Annotated in this window: 20 protein-coding genes and 1 riboswitch; of the genes, 12 read left to right on the plus strand and 8 right to left on the minus strand. The window is 72.9% G+C overall.

Annotation, left to right across the window (positions count from 1 at the left end; genetic code table 11):
• Positions 1 to 143: 143 nt before the first annotated feature.
• The 3 genes from ACZ4UX_RS30800 to ACZ4UX_RS30810 are packed head-to-tail and all read right to left on the minus strand — an operon-like array spanning position 144 to position 3,360.
• Entirely contained in the window at positions 144 to 1,220 is a 1,077-nt protein-coding gene (locus ACZ4UX_RS30800) for a threonine aldolase family protein (protein ID WP_352296813.1), read from the minus strand.
• Positions 1,217 to 1,963, minus strand: coding sequence for an SDR family NAD(P)-dependent oxidoreductase (locus ACZ4UX_RS30805; protein ID WP_329490779.1), 747 nt, complete (start codon positions 1,961 to 1,963; stop codon positions 1,217 to 1,219). The genes ACZ4UX_RS30800 and ACZ4UX_RS30805 overlap by 4 nt, the downstream gene beginning before the upstream one ends.
• Positions 1,960 to 3,360 carry a DUF6421 family protein gene (locus tag ACZ4UX_RS30810; protein ID WP_329490777.1) on the minus strand — a complete coding sequence of 467 codons (1,401 nt, stop codon included), beginning with the start codon at positions 3,358 to 3,360 and terminating at the stop codon, positions 1,960 to 1,962. Before ACZ4UX_RS30810 ends, ACZ4UX_RS30805 begins: the two co-directional genes overlap by 4 nt.
• Before the next feature lie 183 nt (positions 3,361 to 3,543).
• Between ACZ4UX_RS30810 and ACZ4UX_RS30815 the strand changes: the two genes are divergently transcribed.
• The 6 genes from ACZ4UX_RS30815 to ACZ4UX_RS30840 all read left to right on the plus strand — a co-directional run bounded on the left by ACZ4UX_RS30815 (position 3,544) and on the right by ACZ4UX_RS30840 (position 8,247).
• Positions 3,544 to 3,639: a putative leader peptide gene (locus ACZ4UX_RS30815; protein ID WP_352296849.1), complete on the plus strand. Its 96-nt coding sequence runs from the start codon at positions 3,544 to 3,546 to the stop codon at positions 3,637 to 3,639.
• A gap of 164 nt (positions 3,640 to 3,803) precedes the next feature.
• On the plus strand, positions 3,804 to 4,685 hold the full coding sequence (locus ACZ4UX_RS30820; RefSeq protein WP_465709024.1) for an ABC transporter substrate-binding protein: 882 nt from the start codon (positions 3,804 to 3,806) through the stop codon (positions 4,683 to 4,685).
• An 11-nt stretch (positions 4,686 to 4,696) separates the two neighbouring features.
• Positions 4,697 to 5,647 (plus strand): amino acid ABC transporter permease, encoded by a 951-nt coding sequence (locus tag ACZ4UX_RS30825; RefSeq protein WP_465709025.1) that lies wholly within the window; start codon positions 4,697 to 4,699, stop codon positions 5,645 to 5,647.
• The gene (locus ACZ4UX_RS30830) at positions 5,644 to 6,402 is read left to right on the plus strand and encodes an amino acid ABC transporter ATP-binding protein (protein ID WP_465709026.1); all 759 of its coding nucleotides are present in this window, start codon (positions 5,644 to 5,646) and stop codon (positions 6,400 to 6,402) included. Before ACZ4UX_RS30825 ends, ACZ4UX_RS30830 begins: the two co-directional genes overlap by 4 nt.
• A 201-nt stretch (positions 6,403 to 6,603) precedes the next feature.
• A complete protein-coding gene (locus ACZ4UX_RS30835; protein WP_329490771.1) occupies positions 6,604 to 7,167 on the plus strand; it encodes a DUF5134 domain-containing protein in 564 nt (187 codons plus the stop codon).
• A gap of 132 nt (positions 7,168 to 7,299) precedes the next feature.
• Complete coding sequence (locus ACZ4UX_RS30840; protein WP_329490770.1) at positions 7,300 to 8,247, plus strand: M56 family metallopeptidase; 948 nt, start codon at positions 7,300 to 7,302, stop codon at positions 8,245 to 8,247.
• Between the two features lie 49 nt (positions 8,248 to 8,296).
• Here ACZ4UX_RS30840 and ACZ4UX_RS30845 read toward each other — a convergent pair whose 3' ends face one another.
• Positions 8,297 to 8,755 (minus strand): MarR family winged helix-turn-helix transcriptional regulator, encoded by a 459-nt coding sequence (locus ACZ4UX_RS30845; protein ID WP_465709027.1) that lies wholly within the window; start codon positions 8,753 to 8,755, stop codon positions 8,297 to 8,299.
• Positions 8,756 to 8,842: 87 nt separating this feature from the next.
• Here ACZ4UX_RS30845 and ACZ4UX_RS30850 point away from each other — a divergent pair, with 87 nt between their 5' ends.
• Complete coding sequence (locus ACZ4UX_RS30850; protein ID WP_465709028.1) at positions 8,843 to 10,357, plus strand: MFS transporter; 1,515 nt, start codon at positions 8,843 to 8,845, stop codon at positions 10,355 to 10,357.
• Between the two features lie 221 nt (positions 10,358 to 10,578).
• Positions 10,579 to 11,184 (plus strand): TetR/AcrR family transcriptional regulator, encoded by a 606-nt coding sequence (locus ACZ4UX_RS30855; RefSeq protein WP_329490767.1) that lies wholly within the window; start codon positions 10,579 to 10,581, stop codon positions 11,182 to 11,184.
• A 45-nt stretch (positions 11,185 to 11,229) separates the two neighbouring features.
• Here ACZ4UX_RS30855 and ACZ4UX_RS30860 read toward each other — a convergent pair whose 3' ends face one another.
• Positions 11,230 to 12,096, minus strand: a complete 867-nt coding sequence (locus ACZ4UX_RS30860; protein ID WP_329490766.1) for a helix-turn-helix domain-containing protein — start codon at positions 12,094 to 12,096, stop codon at positions 11,230 to 11,232.
• A 417-nt stretch (positions 12,097 to 12,513) separates the two neighbouring features.
• On the opposite strand from ACZ4UX_RS30860, the gene ACZ4UX_RS30865 reads away from it, so the two are divergent.
• Entirely contained in the window at positions 12,514 to 13,035 is a 522-nt protein-coding gene (locus ACZ4UX_RS30865; RefSeq protein ID WP_465709029.1) for an ATP-binding protein, read from the plus strand.
• A 329-nt stretch (positions 13,036 to 13,364) separates the two neighbouring features.
• Here the strand turns inward: ACZ4UX_RS30865 and ACZ4UX_RS30870 are convergent, their stop codons facing one another.
• Positions 13,365 to 13,610, minus strand: coding sequence for a DUF397 domain-containing protein (locus ACZ4UX_RS30870; RefSeq protein WP_329490764.1), 246 nt, complete (start codon positions 13,608 to 13,610; stop codon positions 13,365 to 13,367).
• A 514-nt stretch (positions 13,611 to 14,124) separates the two neighbouring features.
• Between ACZ4UX_RS30870 and ACZ4UX_RS30875 the strand changes: the two genes are divergently transcribed.
• Positions 14,125 to 15,048, plus strand: a complete 924-nt coding sequence (locus tag ACZ4UX_RS30875) for a sirohydrochlorin chelatase family protein (protein ID WP_465709030.1) — start codon at positions 14,125 to 14,127, stop codon at positions 15,046 to 15,048.
• Between the two features lie 170 nt (positions 15,049 to 15,218).
• Here ACZ4UX_RS30875 and ACZ4UX_RS30880 read toward each other — a convergent pair whose 3' ends face one another.
• Positions 15,219 to 17,354: a DNA polymerase III subunit gamma/tau domain-containing protein gene (locus tag ACZ4UX_RS30880; RefSeq protein WP_465709031.1), complete on the minus strand. Its 2,136-nt coding sequence runs from the start codon at positions 17,352 to 17,354 to the stop codon at positions 15,219 to 15,221.
• Positions 17,355 to 17,780: 426 nt separating this feature from the next.
• Positions 17,781 to 17,905: riboswitch (cyclic di-AMP (ydaO/yuaA leader) on the plus strand.
• On the opposite strand from ACZ4UX_RS30880, the gene ACZ4UX_RS30885 reads away from it, so the two are divergent.
• Complete coding sequence (locus ACZ4UX_RS30885) at positions 17,892 to 19,184, plus strand: transglycosylase family protein (protein WP_465709032.1); 1,293 nt, start codon at positions 17,892 to 17,894, stop codon at positions 19,182 to 19,184. It overlaps the preceding riboswitch by 14 nt.
• Before the next feature lie 173 nt (positions 19,185 to 19,357).
• On the plus strand, positions 19,358 to 19,558 hold the full coding sequence (locus ACZ4UX_RS30890; protein WP_329490760.1) for a hypothetical protein: 201 nt from the start codon (positions 19,358 to 19,360) through the stop codon (positions 19,556 to 19,558).
• A 59-nt stretch (positions 19,559 to 19,617) separates the two neighbouring features.
• On the opposite strand, the gene ACZ4UX_RS30895 is transcribed toward ACZ4UX_RS30890, so the two are convergent.
• On the minus strand, positions 19,618 to 20,637 hold the full coding sequence (locus tag ACZ4UX_RS30895; RefSeq protein ID WP_329490759.1) for a LacI family DNA-binding transcriptional regulator: 1,020 nt from the start codon (positions 20,635 to 20,637) through the stop codon (positions 19,618 to 19,620).
• Positions 20,638 to 20,647: the final 10 nt, after the last annotated feature.

Consider the following 20,647-nt stretch of genomic DNA (forward strand, 5'->3'; position numbering starts at 1 on the left):
GTTTTCCGGAGTTTCATTCATCGGATTCGCATTCCGCCGCCCCTCTCGGTGCGACTCCGGAACTGTACGGGGACCGGCCCGCCACATGCAAATCGTCCCGCCCTGCTGTCGCAGGACGGGACGATCCGCGGTCACCGGCGCCGTCAGGCGCGGCCCATCTCCTCGGCGATGGCGGCCGCGAAGGCGTCGATGTCCGCCTCGGTGGTGTCGTACGAACACATCCAGCGGACCTCGCCGGTGTGCTCGTTCCAGAAGTAGAAGCGGTAACGCTTCTGCAGTCGCTCGCTGACCTCGCGCGGGAGAATCGCGAACACCGCATTGGCCTCGACCGGGCGGACGACGGTCACGCCCTCGATCCCGCGGACGGCCGCCTCCAGCCGGCTGGCCATGGCGTTGGCGTGGCCGGCGTTGCGGAGATAGAGGTCGCCCGCGAGCAGCGCCTCGAACTGGACCGACACGAAGCGCATCTTCGACGCCAGCTGCATCGACGTCTTGCGCAGGTACTTGATGTTCCGGACCCGCTCGGGGTTCAGCACCACCACGACCTCGCCGAAGAGCAGCCCGTTCTTCGTCCCGCCGTACGACAGCACGTCCACGCCGACGTCGGTGGTGAAGGCGCGCAGCGGCACGCCGAGCGAGGCGGCGGCGTTCGCCAGCCGCGAGCCGTCCACGTGCACCAGCATGCCGAGCTGGTGGGCGTGGTCGACGATGGCCCGGATCTCCTCCACCGTGTAGAGGGTGCCGAGCTCGGTGCTCTGGGTGATCGAGACCGCGAGCGGCTGCGCGCGGTGCTCGTCGCCGAAGCCCCAGGCCTGCTGGTCGATGAGCTCGGGGGTGAGCTTGCCGTCCGGGGTGGGGACGGTGAGCAGCTTGATGCCGCCCATCTTCTCCGGCGCGCCGCCCTCGTCCACGTTGATGTGGGCGCTCTCGGCCGCGACGACGGCGCCCCAGCGCGGGAGCAGCGCCTGCAGGGCGACGACGTTGGCGCCGGTGCCGTTGAAGACGGGGTACGCCTCGGCGTGCTCGCCGAAGTGGCGGCGGAAGACGTCCTGCAGGTGGGCCGTGTAGTCGTCCTCGCCGTAGGCGACCTGGTGGCCACCGTTGGCGAGCGCTATCGCGGCGAGGACCTCCGGGTGCACGCCGGCGTAGTTGTCGCTGGCGAAGCCGCGGACGGCGGGGTCGTGCCGCCGTACCGCGTCGGTGGGGGTCGGTTCGGTCATCGGGCTGTCAGCCACAGGTGCTGTCCGTTCAGTTCTGCTGCGGGGCGGTCCCAGAGGCCCGCCAGGGCGGTGGCGAGGTCGGCCGTGTCGGTGAAGCCGGCGAACTTCGCGTCCGGCTTCTCCGCCCGCATCTCGGGGCTGACCAACGCCTTGATCACCAGGATCGCAGCCGCGGCGGTGGGCTCGCCGTCCTCGGCGGTGGTCTCCTTCTTGAAGGAGTCCGCCATGGCGAGCGTCCACGCCTCGGTGGCGGCCTTGGCCGCCGCGTAGGCGGCGCCGCCGGCGGTCGGCTTGTGGGCGGCGGCGGCGGAGATCATCGCGTACCGGCCGGACTCGCTGCGGAGCAGCGCGGGCTGGAAGGCGAGCGAGGTGTGCTGGAGCGTGCGCACCACGGTGTCGTGCAGGAAGTCCCAGTCGTCGATCCGGGTGTCGAAGAACTTCTTGCTGCCGCGCCAGCCGCCGACGAGGTGCAGCAGGCCGTCGACGTGGCCGTGCTCGGCCTCCAGGTGGTCGGCCCAGTCGTGGACCTCCTGCGGGTCGAGCAGGTCGATGACCTGGCCGCTGACCCGGGCGCCGGGGACTGCCCCGCGCACGGTGTCGAGGGCCTTCTCCAGCCGCTGCGGGTCGATGTCGGCGCCGATCACGGTGGCGCCGTCGGCGGCGAGCCGGCGCAGCACGGCCTGGCCGGCCGGGCCGCTGGCTCCGGCGACGGCGATGACCTTGCCTTCGAGGTGGGTGCTCACGCGGCGACCTCCTGGATGCCGGCGCCGGTGATGCCGGTGGTGGCGGCGATGACGCCGCCGAGCTTCTTGGCGAGGGCCTCGTAGAACATGCTCAACGGGAACTCGTCCGGGTGGACGGCGTCGCACAGGGCCTTGTTGAGCGCCTTGCCGTCGGCGGTGTCCAGCGGCAGCGCGTCGGGGCCCTTCGCCCAGGTGGAGGCGGGGTGCGGGGTGAGGTAGCGGGAGACCAGCTGGTAGGCGGCGATCCAGTGGGCCGTCTTCGGGCGGTCGATGCCGTCGCGGTACAGGGTCTCGATCTCGCCGCAGAGCGCGTTGGTCACGTCGGCGACGCGGTCCCAGTCGATGCTCAGGCGGTTGTCGCGCCAGCGCAGCGCGTCGTGCTTGTGCAGGTAGGCGAAGAGCAGCTGGCCGCCCATGCCGTCGTAGTTGCGCACGCGGTCACCGCTGACCGGGAAGCGGAACATCCGGTCGAAGAGGATGGCGTACTGGACGTCGCGGCCCTGGGCGTAGCCCTCGGCCTGCAGCTTCACGGCCTCCTTGAAGGCGGTGAGGTCGCAGCGCAGCTCCTCCAGGCCGTACATCCAGAACGGGCTGCGCTGCTTGATCATGAAGGGGTCGAACGGCAGGTCGCCGTGGCTGTGGGTGCGGTCGTGGACGAGGTCCCACAGCACGAAGGTCTGCTGGGCGCGCTCCTGGTCCTCCAGCAGGCCCTCGGCGTCGGCCGGGATCTCCAGGCCGAGCTGCCGGACGGCGCTGGTGGTGACGGCGCGGAAGCGGGCGGCCTCGCGGTCGCAGAAGATGCCGCCCCAGGTGAAGCGCTCCGGCGCCTTGCGCACGGCCACGGTCTCGGGGAACAGGACGGCGGAGTTGGTGTCGTAGCCGGCCGTGAAGTCGGTGAAGGTGATCGGCACGAACATCGGGTTGTCGAAGCGGGTGCGCTCCAGCTCGGCCAGCCAGTCCGGCCAGACCACGCGCAGCAGGACGGCTTCCAGGTTGCGGTTCGGGTTGCCGTTCTGGGTGTACATCGCGAAGACGACCAGGTGCTCCAGGCCGTCCTCCCGCTGGTCGGCGGGCTGGAAGGCGAGCAGCGAGTCCAGGAAGTCGGGCTCCCGGTAGCCGGTGTCGGCCCACTTGGCCAGGTCCGCGTCGACGGCGGCGAGGTAGGCGGCGTCGTGCGGGAAGAGCGGGGCGAGTTCCGCGATCGCACTGCGGACCGTGGCGACCAGCGGGTCGACCGTGTGCCGCTGCACGGCGGACAGGTCGATCGAGCCGTCCTTGGACTGCAGCGGGCGCAGGGCCTCGACCGCGTCCTTCAGACGGAGCCAGGCCGGGTGGCCGGCGTGGGTCGAGACCGGGGCGTCGGCCGCCACAGCGAGCCTTGGCGAAAGATTCTGCATCGTGGACTCACTTCGACAGGAGGTATTTCAACAGGACCACCATAAGTACGACAGGTTCTCCTGTTCAAGGGGGGCCCTGCCGTCGATTCTCCCGGTTCGGGGCTCCGAAACCGCTTGTCCGACATGTGGACGGTCATCTGGATGTTCTGGACAGCCGCGCCGTGGGGATGCGAACCTCCCGCCATGCTCCCGGCGGTGATCCTGGTGGCGCGACGCCACATCGACCTGCTCCGGGTGTCTTCCAGCTGTTGTGCGCGCGGTCTCTGCCGCTGCCGCTGATCCGGCTCGGGGGCGCCGCGGACGCGGCCCCGTACGCCGACCATGCCGCCTGTGTTCCGGCGCCGCCACCGGGGGGAAGTGACCCGCCGGGGTGCCGGCCCGGCCCGGGCCCCCGCGCCGCTCGCTCCCCGCTCTTTCCGGTCCCTCTTTCCAGGAGCCCCGCCATGACCTCCCTCCGCAAGCCGTTCGCCGCCCTGCTGGTCACCGCCGCCGCGCTGACCGCGTGCGCCCCGCAGGACTCCGCGTCCGACGCGTCCGGCACGGGCGCCGCCGCGAGTGCCCCGGGGACGGCCGACGGCTGCGCGCCGGGTGCGCTGGGCACCCGCACCGCGGGAACGCTGACGATCGGCACCGACCAGCCCGCCTACGACCCCTGGTTCACGGACGACAAGCCGGAGAACGGCAAGGGCTTCGAGTCGGCGGTGGCGTACGCCGTGGCCGAGAAGCTCGGCTACCCGAAGGAGAAGGTGACCTGGGTGGCGGCGCCGTTCGGCAAGGCGACCACCCCGGGCGCCAAGGACTTCGACTTCGACATCAACCAGGTGTCGATCAGTGACGAGCGCAAGCAGGCCGTCGACTTCTCCTCCGGCTACTACGACGTGCGGCAGGCGGTGATCGCGCTGAAGAGCTCCAAGGCGGCCGGGGCGAAGAGCGTCGCCGACCTGAAGGGCGCCAAGCTGGGCGCGCAGGTGGGCACCACCAGTCTGGAGGTCGTCACCGACACCATCCGGCCGACCGTGCAGCCGGCCGTGTTCGACTCCAACGACCTGGCGAAGGCCGCACTGCGGAACGGCCAGATCGAGGCCCTGGTGGTGGACCTGCCGACGGCGTTCTACATCACCGGTGCCGAGGTGACGGACGCCCAGGTGGTCGGGCAGTTCGAAGGGGCGGCGCGGGGCGAGCAGTTCGGGCTGGTGCTGGACAAGGGCTCCCGGCTCACCGGGTGCGTCACGCGGGCGGTGGACGCCCTGCGGGCCGAGGGCGTGCTGGCGAAGCTGGAGAAGCAGTGGCTCTCCGACGCCGTCTCCGCACCCGTCCTGAAGTGAGCGGGGCCCCGATGAGCGCCGAGGCCGCGGCCGGTCCCCGCAAGGCCGGCGGCGGGAGCGGCACCGGGCTGCGCCGGCGCCGGCGGACGGACCCGCCCGGGCCGGCGCCGGACGACAACTACCGCCCGTCCGCGCGGCGGCTGGCGCACGAGGCGTACCGGCGCGGCCGCAGCCGCCGGGCCGCGCTGATCGCCGGGACGTCGACCCTGGTGACCGCCGTGGCGCTCTCCCTGCTGGTGGTCAACTCCCCCGGCTGGGCGGCCACCCGGAAGGCCTTCTTCGACGCCGACTACGCCCGCCGGGCGCTGCCGGAGGTGCTCAGGGGCCTGCGGATCAACCTGGAGCTGATGCTCGGCTGCGGGGTGCTGATCCTGGTCCTCGGCCTGCTGCTGGCGGTGCTGCGGACGCTGCGCGGACCGGTCTTCCTGCCGGTACGGCTGCTGGCCACGGCGTACGTGGACTTCTTCCTCGGTCTGCCGATGATCATCTGTCTGCTGGTCATGATCACCGGCGTGCCGGCGCTGCGGCTGACCGGGGTGACCACGGATCCGATGCTGCTCGGCGGCGCCGCGCTGGTGCTGACGTACTCCGCGTACGTCTCCGAGGTCTTCCGGGCCGGCATCGACTCGGTGCACCCCGACCAGCGGGCGGCCGCCCGTTCGCTCGGGCTGAGCAACGCGCAGGCGATGCGCCACGTGGTGCTGCCGCAGGCGGTCCGCCGGGTGGTGCCGCCGCTGCTGAACAACCTGGTCAGCCTGCAGAAGGACACCGGCCTGGTGTCGATCGGCGGGGCGATCGACGCGGTGTACGCGGCGAAGATCATCGCCAGCCGGTCGTTCAACTACACCCCGTACGTGGTGGCCGGGCTGGTCTTCATCGTGCTGACCGTGCCGCTCACCCGGTTCACCGACTGGCTGTCGCGCCGGATGAACCGCCGTCAGCACCAGGGAGGTGCCGTGTGACGACCAACCCGGTCCTGCGGCTGGAGTCGGTGCGCAAGAGCTTCGGCTCCCAGCTGGTCCTGCGCGACGTGGACCTCGCCGTGCCCGAGCACACCGTGACGGCGCTGATCGGCGCGTCCGGCTCCGGCAAGTCCACCCTGATGCGGTGCGCCAACCTGCTGGAGCGGATCGACGACGGCGCGATCTTCCTGGACGGCGCGGAGATCACCGACCCGCGCACCGACGAGGACGCCGTCCGGCGCCGGATCGGTGTGGTGTTCCAGGCGTACAACCTGTTCCCGCACATGACGGTGCTGGAGAACGTCACGCTGGCGCCGCGCCGGGTGCACCGGCGCGGCCGGGCGGAGGCCGAGGCCGAGGCGCTGGAGCTGCTGGACCGGCTGGGTCTCGCGGCCAAGGCCCGGGAGTACCCGGACCGGCTCTCCGGCGGGCAGCAGCAGCGGGTCGCCATCGTCCGCGCGCTGGCCACCGGGCCCCGGCTGCTGCTGCTCGACGAGATCACCGCCGCGCTCGACCCGGTGCTGGTCGGCGAGGTGCTCGCGGTGGTGCGGGACCTCAAGGAGCGGGGCATGACGATGGTCGTCTCCACCCACGAGATGGGCTTCGCCCGTGAGGTGGCGGACCAGGTCTGCTTCCTGGAGTCCGGGGTGGTGCTCGAACAGGGCCCGCCGGAGCAGGTGTTCGGCGATCCGCAGCACGACCGGACCAGGCGGTTCCTGAGCCGGGTGGTCGCCTCGGGACGACTGGCGCCGTAGGCCCCGCCGCTCGGCCGGCAGGTCCTCGACCGAACGAACAGGTATCACTCGAACGGACCAGTGCACCCGGGCCTCGGGGGTGTCTCCGGAGGAATCACTACGCCCGTCACTCCCATGCGCCCCCGTTCGCGCCCTGCTGCGCGCGGCTTCGACCGGTGATCGTGGACAGCACGTCTGTCCGCGTTCTCCGGGAGGCCGCCGTTGCACGGTCCAGTGCTGGTCAGCTGGCTGCTGGCCGCCCTCACCGCCACGTCCGGCGCCTACTGCCTCAGCCGCCTGGGCCGCACCCCGTGCGCGGCGGACGCCGGGGCGGGCCGCGGCCACGCCCACGAGTCGGACGCCGCCGAGGCCCTGATGGGGCTCGGGATGGCGGCCATGGCCCTCGCCGGGGCCGCCGTCCCCGCCGTGCTCTGGGTCTGGCTGTTCGGCTTCCCCGCGGTGCTCTTCCTGCTGGCCGCCGCCCGCGACCGGACCGGGCGCGGCCACCGGCTGCACCACGCGGTCGGCGGACTGGCGATGACGTACATGGCGCTCGCGATGGCGGCCGCGCCGGCCCACGGCCATCACCACGGCGCGAGCGCCGGAGCCCCGCTGCTGACCGGCGCGCTGCTGCTCTACTTCGGCGGCTACTCGCTCTGGGCCGGCAGCCACCTGCTGGCCGCACCGGGCGGCCAGGTGTCCGGGAGCCTGCGCACCGCCGGGCTGCCCCGGGCCTGCCGGCTGGCGATGGGCCTGGGCATGTTCGCCATGCTCCTGACGATGTGAGAGCGGCCCGCGCGGCCCGGGGCGTGGCGTTGGTCACTGGGCGGCCGAAAGCCGTTCCTCCGGACGCCGGCAGCGCTTAGGTTGGCAAGGAGCGCGCTGTCGCGTTCCGTGCGTACTCGGGGAGCCCATGCCATGACGGCCCTGCTCGGCCTGCTGCTGCTCGGACTGCTGCTCTCGACCGTGGCGCCCCGGCTGCTGGCCCGGGCCCGCTGGGCCGAGCGCGAACCCGTGCTGGCCCTGCTGGTCTGGCAGTGCCTGGTGGTCGCCGTCCTGCTGTGCTGCGCCCTGAGCCTGGTCCTGGCCGCCTCGGCCGCCCTGCCGGAGCTGCGGGTACTGCTCTTCACCGGCGCGCCGCACGGCGTGGAGGCCGCGTACGCGCTCCAGGACGCCGAGGGCTGGGGGCGGCTCTGTGCCGCGGTCCTGGCGGCGGGCGGCGTGCAGACCGTGCTGGCCCTGACCCGCGAAGTCCGCTCGGCGAAGGCCCTGCGCAATCGGCGGCACGCCCAACTGGCGAGCCGGGCTCCCGAGTTGCCGGGGTCCATCGACACCCTGAAGCACCGCCGGGAGCGGCTGGTGGTGCTGGAGAACGTCCGCCCGGAGGCCTGGTCGCTGCCCGGTCACAACTCCCGGTTGGTGGTCACCACCGGAGCCCTCCAGCAGCTGACGGACCGGGAGTTGGCCGCCGTGCTGAGCCATGAGCGCGGACACGTCCGGGCCCGGCACCACTGGCTGTCGCAGTGCTCGCAGGCCCTCGCCTCGGGGTTCCCCGGGGTCGGCGTGTTCAGCGCCTTCCGGGACCAGGTGGGCGAACTCGTGGAGCTGGCCGCGGACGACCGGGCGGCCCGCCGGCACGGGCGGCACACCACCGCCGTGGCGCTGGCCGAACTCAACCTGGACCGCGGGGTGTTCGGCTCCTGCCCGCCGGGGCTGGCGCAGTCCCCGAAGCGGGTGGACCGGCTGCTCGCCGGGCGGCCCCGGCTGCCCGTCACCCACCGGCTGCGGCTCACCCTGGCCGCGCTCGCCGCGCCGGCCGCCGCCGTCCTGCTGGCCGCCGCACCGGGGCTCTCGACCCTGTTCTGATTCCGGCGCGGGCCTACGGGCCCGCCCTCGGCGAACCGGTGACGGAGCGTCAGGTTGGCGCCGACTCCCCGCAAGGGGTGCCGGGAGCGACCGGGTCGGGAGAGACCGGGGAGCCGAGCGTGCGCGCGAGCACCTCGCGGTGCAGCGGCCGGGCCTCGGCGTAGCGCCGGCAGCCGGCCTCGGTGAGCGCCACCTGGATGCCGCGCCGGTCGTTGGGGCACATCGCGCGCGTCACCAGCCCGGCCTTCTCCAGCCGGCCGATCAGCCGCGAGAGCGCGCTCTGGCTCAGATGGACGGTGTCGGCCAGCTCCTGGACCCGCAGCTGGTGGCCGACCGCGCTGTCGCGCTCCTCGACCAGGCGCTCCAGCACCTCGAACTCGCTCACGCCCAGGTCGTACTTCTCACCCAGCTCGCGATCGAGCGCACAGGACGTCGCGGCATGGCGGGCCAGCAGGTCTCGCCATTCGGCGACCAGACCTGCCTCCGCCGGAGAGTCGAGTTCAGCCACCCGGCCACAGTACCACGTGCACATGAAACTTATGTAGCCGCATTAAATTCACTTGCAATGAATGCACGTGCATGTAGTGTCCTCCCCATGACCACCGCGACCGTCCCCGCAACCGACGACCCGTCAGCCTCCGGGCTGCGCTGGACCCCCCGCCTCTGGGGCACCCTGATCGTGCTCTGTGCCGCGATGTTCCTGGACGCCCTCGACGTCTCCATGGTCGGCGTCGCCCTCCCGTCCATCGGCTCCGAACTCCACCTCTCCACCTCCGCGCTGCAATGGGTGGTCTCCGGCTACGTCCTCGGCTACGGCGGGCTGCTGCTGCTCGGCGGGCGCGCCGCCGACCTGCTCGGCCGGCGCCGGGTGTTCCTGGTCGCCCTCGGCGTCTTCGCGGGCGCCTCACTGCTCGGCGGCCTGGTCGACGACGGCGGCCTGCTGATCGCCGCCCGCTTCCTCAAGGGCGTCAGCGCGGCCTTCACCGCGCCCGCCGGCCTGTCGATCATCACCACCACGTTCGCGGAGGGCCCGGCCCGCAACCGGGCGCTCTCCATCTACACCACCTGCGGCGCCAGCGGCTTCTCGCTCGGCCTGGTGCTCAGCGGCCTGCTCACCTCTGTCGGCTGGCGCTGGACCTTCCTGATGCCCGTCCCGGTCGCCCTGCTGGCCCTGCTCTTCGCGATCCGGCTGCTCCCCCGCCCGGTCGAGGAGCGGGCCAAGGGCGGGTACGACGTGCTCGGCGCGATCACCGGCACGCTCACCGTGCTGCTCCTGGTCTTCACCGTCACCGAGGCGCAGGGCGCCGGCTGGCTGAGCCTGCGCACCCTCGGCTCGCTCGTCGTGGTCGCCGCCCTGGCCGCCGCCTTCCTGGTCACCGAGAGCCGCACCGCCCACCCGCTGGTCCGGCTCGGCATCTTCCGCAACGGCTCGGTCGCCCGGGCCAACGTGATCGCCTTCACCATGACCGGCGCCTACGGCGGTTTCCAGTTCGTGGTCACCCTCTACCTCCAGCACCTGCTCGGCTGGTCGGCCCTGCAGATGGCGCTCGGACTGCTCCCGGCCGGCGCCTTCATCGCGCTGTCGGCCCCGTTCATGGGCCCGATCGTGGACCGCTTCGGCACCGGCCGGCTGCTGCCGATCGGCCTGCTCGCCCTGACCGCCGCCTTCGCGCTGTTCCTGCGGCTGGACGAGCACAGCTCGTACCTCACCCTGGTGCTGCCGTCGATGATCCTGCTGGGCGTCGGCTTCGCCCTGGCCTTCCCCTCGGTGAACATCGCCGCCACCGACGGCGTGGGCGACGAGGAGCAGGGCCTGGCCTCCGGGCTGGTCAACACCGCGATCCAGGTCGGTACGGCCGTGGTGCTCGCCGGGGCCACCGCGATGATCACCGCGGGCAGTGGCGGCGGGGACGGTGCCCAGGCCCAGCTGGACGGCTACCGGCCCGCCCTGGTCCTCATCACCGGGATCGCCGCGCTGGGCTTCCTGATCGCCACCGCGGGCGCCGTGCTCGACCGGCGCAAGCGGTCAACTACGGTCTCCGTCCCGGACTATGACTATCCGTCCGTCGACCTGGCCGACCGACGGGACGAGGTCCTGACCAAGAGCTGACCCCACCAGCCCGGCCCCGTCCTCGACCTCAGGTACGCGCCGGCTCCACCAAACCCCCGTGTCGGTGGAGCCGGCGCGTCCGTACGAGCCGATCCCCGCAGTCCCGCCCGAGTGCGGGGTTCCACGGATCGGCGGCTCGCGCCGCCAGTATATTGGCCAGGAGCCAACGAACGTACGGAGCAGACACGATGGCACCTCGCGGGGATTCGGTCAATGAGGAAATGCGTCAACGCTCCCGCCGGCGCATCATGCGCGCCACCGTCGAACTCGTCGACGAGCACGGCTACGCGGGCACCACGCTGACCGACATCGCCGAGCGGGCCGGCCTCGCCCGCGGCCTGCTCTCGTACTACTTCGACGGCAAACGGCTGCTGATGCAGTCGGCGACCCACCGGATGATGCACCTGGCGCTGTCGGCCGCCCTGGACGCGATGGAGCCCGGCTCCTCGCCGGAGGCCCGACTGGCCCGCGCGATCGACACCGTGCTGGGGCTGGCGATGGACCACCCCCGGGTGATGCGCTCGCACCTCGCGCTCATCCTCGACCCGGACACCGGCGCCTTCGTCCAGGACCCGGAGCAGCGGCAGCTCGGCGCGATCCTCCAGGGGCTGCTGCGCGACTGGGGCGCGCCCGACCCGCTCGCCGAGCACGCGGTGCTGCGCAGCGCGCTGATGGGCGGCTGCATCGGGGTACTGCTGCCGGGTGCCGAACTGCCGCTGGCGCTGATCCGCGCCGACCTGTTCGGCCGCTACGGCCTGGACTGGCCGCTCGGCCTCCCCCCGCAGCCGCAGCCGCCGGAACGCGAACGGCCGCCGGCCCGCGGGTGAACGCGGCGGCCGGCGGCCGTTCGGTGCCCGGTCGCCCGGGCCGGGTCAGCGCTCCTTGAGGATCGACGCCAGCAGGTCGATGGTGCGCTCCGGCGTCAGGCTGTCGACGCAGAGCCGCTCCATGACCTGGATGTACGCGTCGACGTCGTCGCGCTTGTCGAGGTAGAGCGCGCTGGTGAGCTGCTCCAGGTAAACCACGTCGGCGAGGTCCTGCTCGGGGAAGCGCAGGATCGTGAACGCCCCGGACTCCCCGGCGTGGGCGCCGAAGCGGAACGGCATCACCTGGATCACCACGTTGGCCTGCTCGGCGACGTCGATCAGGTACTGCACCTGACCGCGCATCACCTTGGGGCCGCCGACCGGCCGTCGCAGGGCCGCCTCGTCGATGACCGCCCAGAGCCGGGGGCTGCTGCCCTCGGCGAGCAGCTTCTGGCGGCGCAGCCGCAGGCTCACCCGCCGCTCGACCTCGTCCTCGCTGATCACCGGGCGACTCTGACCGAAAACCGCCCGTGCGTACTCCTCGGACTGCAGCAGGCCCGGGATGAACTGGACCTCATAGGTGCGGATCAGTGCGGCGGCCTCCTCCAGTCCGACATAGGTCTGGAACCAGCCCGGCAGCACGTCGTTGAAGCTGTGCCACCAGCCGGACTTGTTGGCCTCCCGGACCAGGCCGAGCAGGGCCTCGCGCTCACCGCCGTCGTCCACGCCGTAGAGGCTGAGCAGATCGGCGACGTCGCGCTCCTTGAAGCTGACGCGGCCGAGCTCCATGCGGCTGATCTTCGACTCGGAGGCGCGGATCGCATAGCCCGCGTCCTCGCGGGTGATGCCGCGCGCCTCACGGAGGCGGCGCAGCTGGGAGCCGAGGAGGATCCGGCGGACCATCGAGCCGCCGCCCGGCTGAACTGTGGTCATGCGGTCGAAACCTCCACCTAGGGCAAACAGCGCACAGTCTGCCATCAGTTGAGCGCTCACGGTGCCGATACTGACGGATGTTCCTATCAGTTCTGCACTCCTCACACCAGGATGCACGTGCATTCGGCGCTTGCATATGCCATTTGAACGACTGCACGTGAATCGACTCTTGCATCTGCAGTGAGCGCAGAGGACGATGGTGCACGTGCACCTGCACATCCCTGGCAATCCCGCGGGCTCCGCGTCGACCCCACGCGCGACTCCGCGCACCAGCCCGGCAGCGCCCTCGCGCCACCGGGCCTTCGTGTGCGCGCGCGACTGGTCGAGGGGTCGGCCGCGCGGCCTAGCGAGTCGGAGGTGACCGGCATGACCCCGGCGGGTCCAGCCGTGTCCGCCCCCTTATGGGAGGAGCTCTTCATGAGCACCGGTACGGCCTTGGCAGTCGATCCCCATGTGGTCACCTGTACGCTCGCCCCTCGCTACGAAGCTGTCAGAACCGCCCGCGACTTCGCCAGGACCGCTCTTCAGCGCTGGGGACTGAGCGGACTGTTCGACGACGTCGCGCTGGTGGCCTCGGAACTGGTGACCAACGCCCTGCGGCACGCCATCGGCGCGTGCCCCGGTGCGACGGGCGGCGCGCTCGACGACTACGACTTTCCCACCCAGCCCGCTCCCGAGGGGCGGCTACCGATCCGAATAAGCCTGGTGCACCGCGCACCGCAGGTGGTCTGCGCGGTCAGCGACCCCAGCAGCACCGGGCCGGTGGCCCGGGAGGCGGACTTCGTCGCCGAATCGGGTCGCGGGCTGCACCTGGTGGACTCGTTCAGCCGGTCCTGGGGCTGGCACCCGCTGGGCGGCGGCAAGGTGGTCTGGGCGCTGTTCGAGCCCGAGGCCGGCGCGCTGGCGGAGCTCGGCGGGCGGCACCGCCGCTCGGCCTAGCCGTGCGCCGCGGCCGGCGGGAGGACGGCACCACTCCCGGGGTGCGGCACCGGGAGGGCGGCACCGCTCCCGATCCGCGGCCGCGCACGCTCCTGGCCGCAGACGTGCGGCGCCCGGTCCGCCGCGGCCCGCCCGCGAGCCCCGGCCCGACGGCGACCGGTCGGCGGCAGCCGGTCGCGCGATCGCCCGGTGACAGCCTCCCGGAGCGACGGCCGCACCGGCGGCACCCGCTCACGACGCCCACCACGGGGCGGCCGGGCGGAGAAGACAAAGGCCGTCGTGGTGTCAGCACCCACGACGGCCCCCCGATGGCGAAGAGGACGAAACGCTCAGACCGCCAGGTGGTCGAACTCCCCGTCCTTGGCGCCCAGCAGCAGCGCCGCGATCTCGGCCCGGGTGTAGATCAGTGCCGGACCATCGGGAAAGCGCGAGTTGCGCATCGCCACGTCGCCCCCCGGGAGCGCGGCGAACTCGACGCAATTGCCCTGGGAGTTGCTGTGGAGGCTCTTCTGCCAGACCACGTCCTTGAGGTCCGCAGCCGCCATCCCGTTGTACGTGTCGTACCTGTCGTGCATAGAAATCTCCCGAAGAGCTCCGGAGTAGTCGTCCAGCTCGGCGCCCCGGCTCGCAGCCGAACGACTGGGCCGGCCCCGTACCGGCCCGGCACAACGCCTCACTTGACGTGATGATAGCTCCAGTGCACGTGCATCAGCACGGGACGTTGCAGGTGCACGGGCCTTTCGTCGACAAATCGGAACTCTTCACCGCCTCGACACCTGAGGGAACGTAAGCGGACATATCCGGGGCAATCGGGAAGACTCCGATAACCGCCCGTAGGCGGCCACCCGCTGAATGTTGATCTTCGGGCGCCCGGAGTCGCACCGCCGTGACCCTCCGTCAGACCGTCCGTATGCTGTGAGACATCTCACGCGCCACCGCCGCAACGCGCGGCACCTCCTGTCACGTCTCAGGCAGAAGTGGTAGCCACATAGGGATTGATTACGGTATGTCCGAATTTCGGGCACCCCGCCCCTCCCGGTACGGCAGCCGACTGCAGCGTTGGCCGGGGGATGTCCTACGATCTCCGCCATGAGCACCGCAGCCATCCCGGGCGCGCCACTGCCCGTCCGCACCCCAGGCTCCCGTGCGCGGGGGCGCCACCGACGCCCCGAGCGCCCCGAGATCCCGGCCGGATCCCCGGCCCTGGTGCTCGCGGTGCCCGCGACCGCCGGGCCGGAGTCCCGTTCCGTGGTCGAGGAACTGCTGTCGATCGTACGCAGCGAGCAGAACGGCGTGCAGACCGCGGCTGGTTACCTCGACAGCGGCGCGGGCGGGAGCGAGCCCGGCCGTGACGAGTACTCCGTCGCCGAACTGCTGGCGCACGCCGCCGAGTCCGGCCTGCCCGCCCCGGTCGTGGTGCCGCTGGTCCCCGGCCCGCACGGGTTCCTGACCGAACTGCACGCGCTGGCCGCCGAGTACGGCGCCCACGTCACCGATGTCCTCGGCCCGCACCCGCTGCTCGCCGAGGCCGTCCACGTCCGGCTCTCCGAGGCGGGGCTGGCCCGCGCCGACCGCGCCCGGCTGTTCGCCATCGCGACGGCCGCGGACGGCGTCGTCCTCACCACCGTCGGTGGCGAGGAGGCCGCCGCGGCGGCCGGGATCACCGGTGTGCTGCTGGCCGCCCGCCTCGCGGTGCCGGTCGTGCCCGCCGCGCTCGACGTGCCCGGCTCGGTGGCCGCCGCCGTCGCGCACCTCAAGGAGACCGGCTCCCAGCGCCCCGCGCTGGCCCCGCTGGTGATCGGCCCGGAGGCCGACTCCGAGCTGCTCGCCACGGCCGCCGAGGAGACCGGCTGCCCGAGCGCCGCGCCGCTCGGCGCCTACCCGACGGTGGGCCAGCTGATCGCCGCCACCTACCTCGCCGTGCTGCCGGCCGTCGCCCCCGAGGCGTTCGCCGCGCAGGCCGCCGCCGAGGAGGCCGCTGCCCAGGAGGCCGGGGAGGCCGCCGCCGAGTAGCGGACCACGAGCGCCGAAGGGCCCGGAGCGCGCCCGCTCCGGGCCCTCGCCGTACCCCCCGCCGTCCGTGTCCCCGCCGCACCGGCCCTCTCCGTACGGGCCCGCGCCGTACCGGTCCGCGGCGTACCGGTCCGCGGCGCGTCGGTGCGGGACCCGGCCTCAGGCCCGCCTCAGGTCCGCCCATCCACCCGGCCGGTGGCCGCCGCCGCGTCCTTGAGCCGCAGCGCCGGCAGCTGCACCGGCCGGGACTGCGCGGCGAAGGCGGCCACCGGCACGCCGGTGGCGTTCCACGGCGACCGCCCGCCGCCACCGTCCGCCTTGCGCACCTGGAGCACCTCGGACTGCCCCGCCCGGCGCAGCAGGATGTTCTTCGGCGGCGCGGACTCCGGGTCCATCCAGAGCTCGTTGCCGTCGAACTCGCAGTCCAGGACGAGGATGTCGTCCGGCTTGCCGTCCGGGGTGGCCCGGAAGGCGATCCCGGCCCGGCGGTGGCCGGTGAACCGGCTGCGGCTGAAGGTGACCGCCTCCCCGGCGAGTTCGTGGCGCGCGGTGGAGACGCCGTAGTCGCTCTGCCCGGCGGCGTCGATCAGCAGGCCGTCGAAGACGGTCCCCTTGTCCCGGCCGAGCGAGTGCAGCGCCACTCCCCCGCCGCCGTTGCCGTACAGCACGCTCGCGGTGTAGTCGAAGTCGTTGAGGTACGCGCCGTGCTCGATGCCCCACCCGCCGTTGTGGTAGGCCGCGAACTCGGTGACCACGTGGTGCTGCTGGGCGTTCAGCCAGACGAAGATGCCGTCCCGCAGGTTGTTGTGGGCCAGGCAGCGCCGGAACGTCCAGACCCCCTCGCTGTTCTCCGGCCACTCGAAGCCGGAGGCACCGTCGGCCCCCTGGACGCCGACGGCCACGCAGTCCAGCGCCTTGCCGCCGGTGCCGGCGCCGAGGTTGAAGCCGGTCAGCCGGTAGGCCCGCGGGTTGGGCTCCAGCCGCGTGCGGGAGGCGACGCAGGACTCGTAGACGATGTCGTCGGAGGGCTGCTGCGGGGTGCGGGTGTCCGGCGGGCCGTCCCACCAGTAGGCGTCCTCCCAGGTGTCGTGGCTGATGCAGCTGCGGAAGGTGATGCCGTGGCTGGCGTGCGGGACGAAGGCGTGGCTCCCCGCGTCGCGGACCACCAGGCCCTCGACGACGGTGCCCCGGGTGGTGTCGCCCAGCATGTGGAAGTGCAGCCCGTACCGGCCGAGCACCGGGGCGGTCACCGGGGCGCTGCCGTCCGGGCCCTTCCAGGACTCCGCGGTGTCGGTGCGCGGGCCGACCCAGCGCAGCGCCGCGTGCCGCAGGTCGGCCCGGCGGGAGGTGGTGAGGTGGACGTGGGCGCGGCCCTCGGCGGTGCCCTCGATCCGCACGCTGCGGGTCAGGTTGAGCACCTCGGCGCCGACCGTGACGCCCCCTCCGGCGGCCACCCGGGGGTGCGCGTACGTCAGCGGCGCCTCCAGGGTGACGGTGGATCCGCTGACGGACCGGACGACGGCGAGGTCGTAGCGGGTGGAGAAGCCGTCCTCGCCGGGCGGACCGGTCGGGGTGACGGCCAGTTCGTCGCCGGGCAGCCAACCGGTGGGCGACGCGGCCAGGCTGACGGTGGTGTCGCCCGCCGCGAGTGCCCGGTCGGCTCGCACCCAGGCGGTCTTGGCCGCGCCGTCCAGCCGCAGGTACCCGGCGCCGGTGACCCAGAGGCCGACGTCGGTGTCGACCACCTTCATGCCGTCCCCCCGGAAGCGCCGCTCGTCGACGGCGGGGAAGCGCACGGTGTGCACGGCGGCGCCCTCGGGGGCGAGCGCGAGGGTGCCGCGGATCTCGACGTTGCCCGCGGCGGCGAGGGTGAGGCTGCGGTCGGCGGCGAAGGTGAGCGCACCGCCCGGCTCGACCAGCAGCGAGCCGATCGCGGCGTCGGTGTCGAGCAGCACCCGGTCGGTGATCCGGACGGCGCTCTGCGGTCCGGGTACCCGGCCGCCCCAGCCGGCCTGGTCCGACCACGGGCGGCCGCCCTGGTCGGGGGTGGGCGCGGGGGCGGCTCCGGCGGTGGGCTGCCCGGGCGCGGCCGCCCCCTCGGCGGGGGCGCCGTCGGTGGCGCCCCCGGGCGTCCCGGAGGGCGACGCGGCGCCGTGCCGGTGCGCCGCGGCCGGGTCGGCCGCTCCCGGCTCCGTGGCGGGGTCCTCCGGGGCGGCGACGGGCGCGGAGCGGCCGTCCAGGGAGCGCCGCAGCGCCTCGCCGCCGACCGCCGCGAAGACCGTGCCGACGGCGAGCCAGCGCAGCATCGTCCGCCGGGGCAGGGGAGTTCGGGGCTCGGCGGGCGGGATGTCCGCTCTGCGGTGTTTTGCCCGGCGGTGCGTCCCACGTGGCCGCTCGGCCGGCGCACCGGCCTCCGGACCCTCGTCCATGGCCATCGCTGCGAAGCCCTCCCCCCAGACGGCCGCGTCGGTCCTGATGCCCTGAAGCATAGGCAGTTGCCGTGACTCCGACGGGCGTTGCTCGAAATCGGTCATTTCTGATCATGGTGGACAGCCATTCAGCACGCTCTTCATAAACTGTGATGACCGTCACACATGTTTGCGGTTTGAACTTAAGTCTGCTTAACGTGCTCCCCGTTCGTGGCCACACGGACCCAGCCCACCCGCAACGCCGAGTCCTGCCGTCGGGTGCGCTGGCAGCGCAGAACGCACCACGGCAGGAGCGGGGGAACCACAGGTAAGTCGCCCGGGACCGGTTCGTACCGGTTCGGGGCTAGGGGTGAAGCCGCGTCCACAGCGCGGCCGGGCAACTCCAGCCCGAATCCGACAGCTCACCTCGCAGGCGTGGGAGAGGACCGCGTCACCATGCTGCCCACCAACGGCACCCGCCTGTCCGGCCGCACCCGCCGAGCGATCGCCACCCTCGGCGTCGTCGGTATCGGCCTCACCATCCCCTGCCTCACCGCCGGCTCCGCCTCGGCCGCCTCGGTCGCCACCTGGGACAAGGTCGCCCAGTGCGAGAGCACCGGCAACTGGAGCATCAACACCGGCAACGGTTTCTACGGCGGCCTCCAGTTCACCAACTCCACCTGGGCGGCGTTCGGCGGCACCAGCTACGCCGCGCGTGCCGACCTCGCCACCAAGGACCAGCAGATCGCGGTCGCCGAGAAGGTGCTCGCCGTCCAGGGCCCCGGCGCCTGGCCCGTCTGCTCCGTCCAGGCCGGTCTGACCAAGGGCGGCACCCCGGCCGCCGTCGACACCGCGACCGCCGCCAAGCCGGCCGCCCCGAAGGCCACCCCGGCCCCGGCGCAGACCCCCGCCCCCGCCGCCAAGCCGGCCGCGCCCAAGGCCGCCCCGAAGGCCGCCGAGGCCCCGGCCACCGCCGACTCCGCCCAGCAGTCGCAGGGCCGGAACTGGCAGCAGTACCGCCAGGACGCGCAGGCCTCCTCCGACTACACCGTGGTCGCGGGCGACTGGCTCTCCTCGATCGCCGACAAGAACAACGTCCAGGGCGGCTGGGAGCGGCTCTACGAGCTCAACCGCGGCACCCTCGGCGACGGCCCGCACGTCATCTACCCGGGCCAGCACCTGAGCCTGGGCGACCGCGCGAAGACCCGGGCCTCGGACGAGTCCGGCCAGGGCTTCGACTGGTTCAACCGCTCCTCGGGCGCCACCGGCAAGGCCGACGGCTCCACCGCGACCGCCACCAAGCCGGCCGCGCAGACCCAGGCTCCGGCCGCCAAGCCCGCCGCCCAGGCGCCGGCCCAGGCCGCCACGGGCAGCATGGCCGCCGCGGTCTCCTTCGCCCAGTCGAAGGTCGGCCAGGCCTACGTCTACGGCGGTACCGGCAACGGCGGTTGGGACTGCTCCGGCCTGACCCAGGCCGCGCTGCGCGCCGCGGGCGTCTCCGTCCCGCGGGTCGCCGCCGACCAGGCCGCCGCCAGCACCCACGTCTCGCTGGACGCCCTCAAGGCCGGCGACCTGCTGTTCTGGTCCAACAACGGCCAGGACTCGGGCGTCTACCACGTCGCGCTCTACATCGGCGACGGCAAGTACGTCGAGGCCGCCAACCCGAGCGTGGGCGTGCGGACCCAGACCATCGCCAACTGGGCCCCGGACTTCGCCGGCCGGGTCTGATCCCGCGCGCGGTCCGCACGCGGTCCGCACCGTCCGCCGCAGCCCCCGGGGGGAGTCTGGTCGCTCCTCCCCGGGGGCTCCGGCACGCCCGCGCGCGGGACGGCGCGGGCCCGGGCATGGCCAAACCCGGGCCCGGCGGGCATGCTGCTTCTCCGCACCCGAGGAGGAGTCACATGGCCCAGGTCACCGTCACGCTCGACGCCAATCTCGCGATCGACGCGATGATGCTCTCCGGCACCAGGAACCCGCAGGACGCGGTGGAGCTGATCCTGCGCGACTACCTCGCCCGGGGGCGGCGCACCGAGAGCCGGACCGGCGAGGCCGCCGACGGGCAGCGGACCGGGCAGCAGCGCCCGACCGCGCAGGAGGGCTGAGGGCGGACAGGACGGGGCCCCGGAGGACTGGATCGTCCTCCGGGGCCCCGGTCGTCGTCTCAGCGGGCGCAGGCGCCCGTGGAACCGCGCATCACCAGCTCCGGCTGGAACATGAACTCACCGCGCTGGGCGGCGTTCGCGCCGACCTCCTCCAGCAGGGCGTCGACGGCGGCGGTGGCCATCGCCTCGACCGGCTGGCGGATGGTGGTCAGCGGCGGCTCGGTGAAAGCTATCAGCGGCGAGTCGTCGAACCCGACCACCGAGACGTCCTGCGGAACGGACAGCCCCCGCTGGCGCACCGCGCGGATCGCCCCGAGCGCCATCATGTCGCTGCCGCAGACGATCGCCGTACAGCCCTTGTCGAGCAGTGCGCCGGCCGCCGCGTGCCCGCCCTCCACGCTGAACAGCGTGTGGTGGACGAGCTCCCGGGCCTGTTCCTCGGTCCGGCCGAGGACCTCCCGCAGGGCCGCCGTGAAGCCCTCGATCTTCCGCAGCACCGGGACGTACCGCTTCTGCCCGACCGCGAGGCCGATCCGCTCGTGGCCGAGCTCGGCCAGGTGCTGGACGGCCATCCACATCGCGGCCCGGTCGTCCGGCGAGATGAACGGCGCGTCGATCTTCTCGCTGAAGCCGTTGATCAGGACGAACGGCACCTGCCGGCCGGTCAGCCGGGCGTACCGGTCGTGGTCGGCGGTGGTGTCCGCGTGCAGGCCGGAGACGAACACGATGCCCGCCACGCCCCGGTCGACCAGCATCTCCACCAGTTCGTCCTCGGTGGAGCCGCCGGGCGTCTGGGTGCAGAGCACCGGGGTGTACCCGTGCCGGCTCAGCACCTGCTCGATCACCTGGGCCAGCGCGGGGAAGATCGGGTTGCTCAGTTCCGGGGTGATCAGCCCGATCAGTCCCGCACTGCGCTGGCGCAGCCTGGTCGGCCGCTCGTAGCCGAGCACGTCCAGCGCCGCCAGCACGGTCTGCCGGGTGGCGGCGGAAACGTTCGCCTTGCCGTTGAGTACGCGGGAGACGGTGGCTTCGCTGACCCCCGCCTGCGCCGCGATGTCTGATAGTCGCGCCGTAGTCACGGTCCCAGAG

It is taken from the genome of Kitasatospora sp. NPDC028961, from assembly GCF_055564815.1.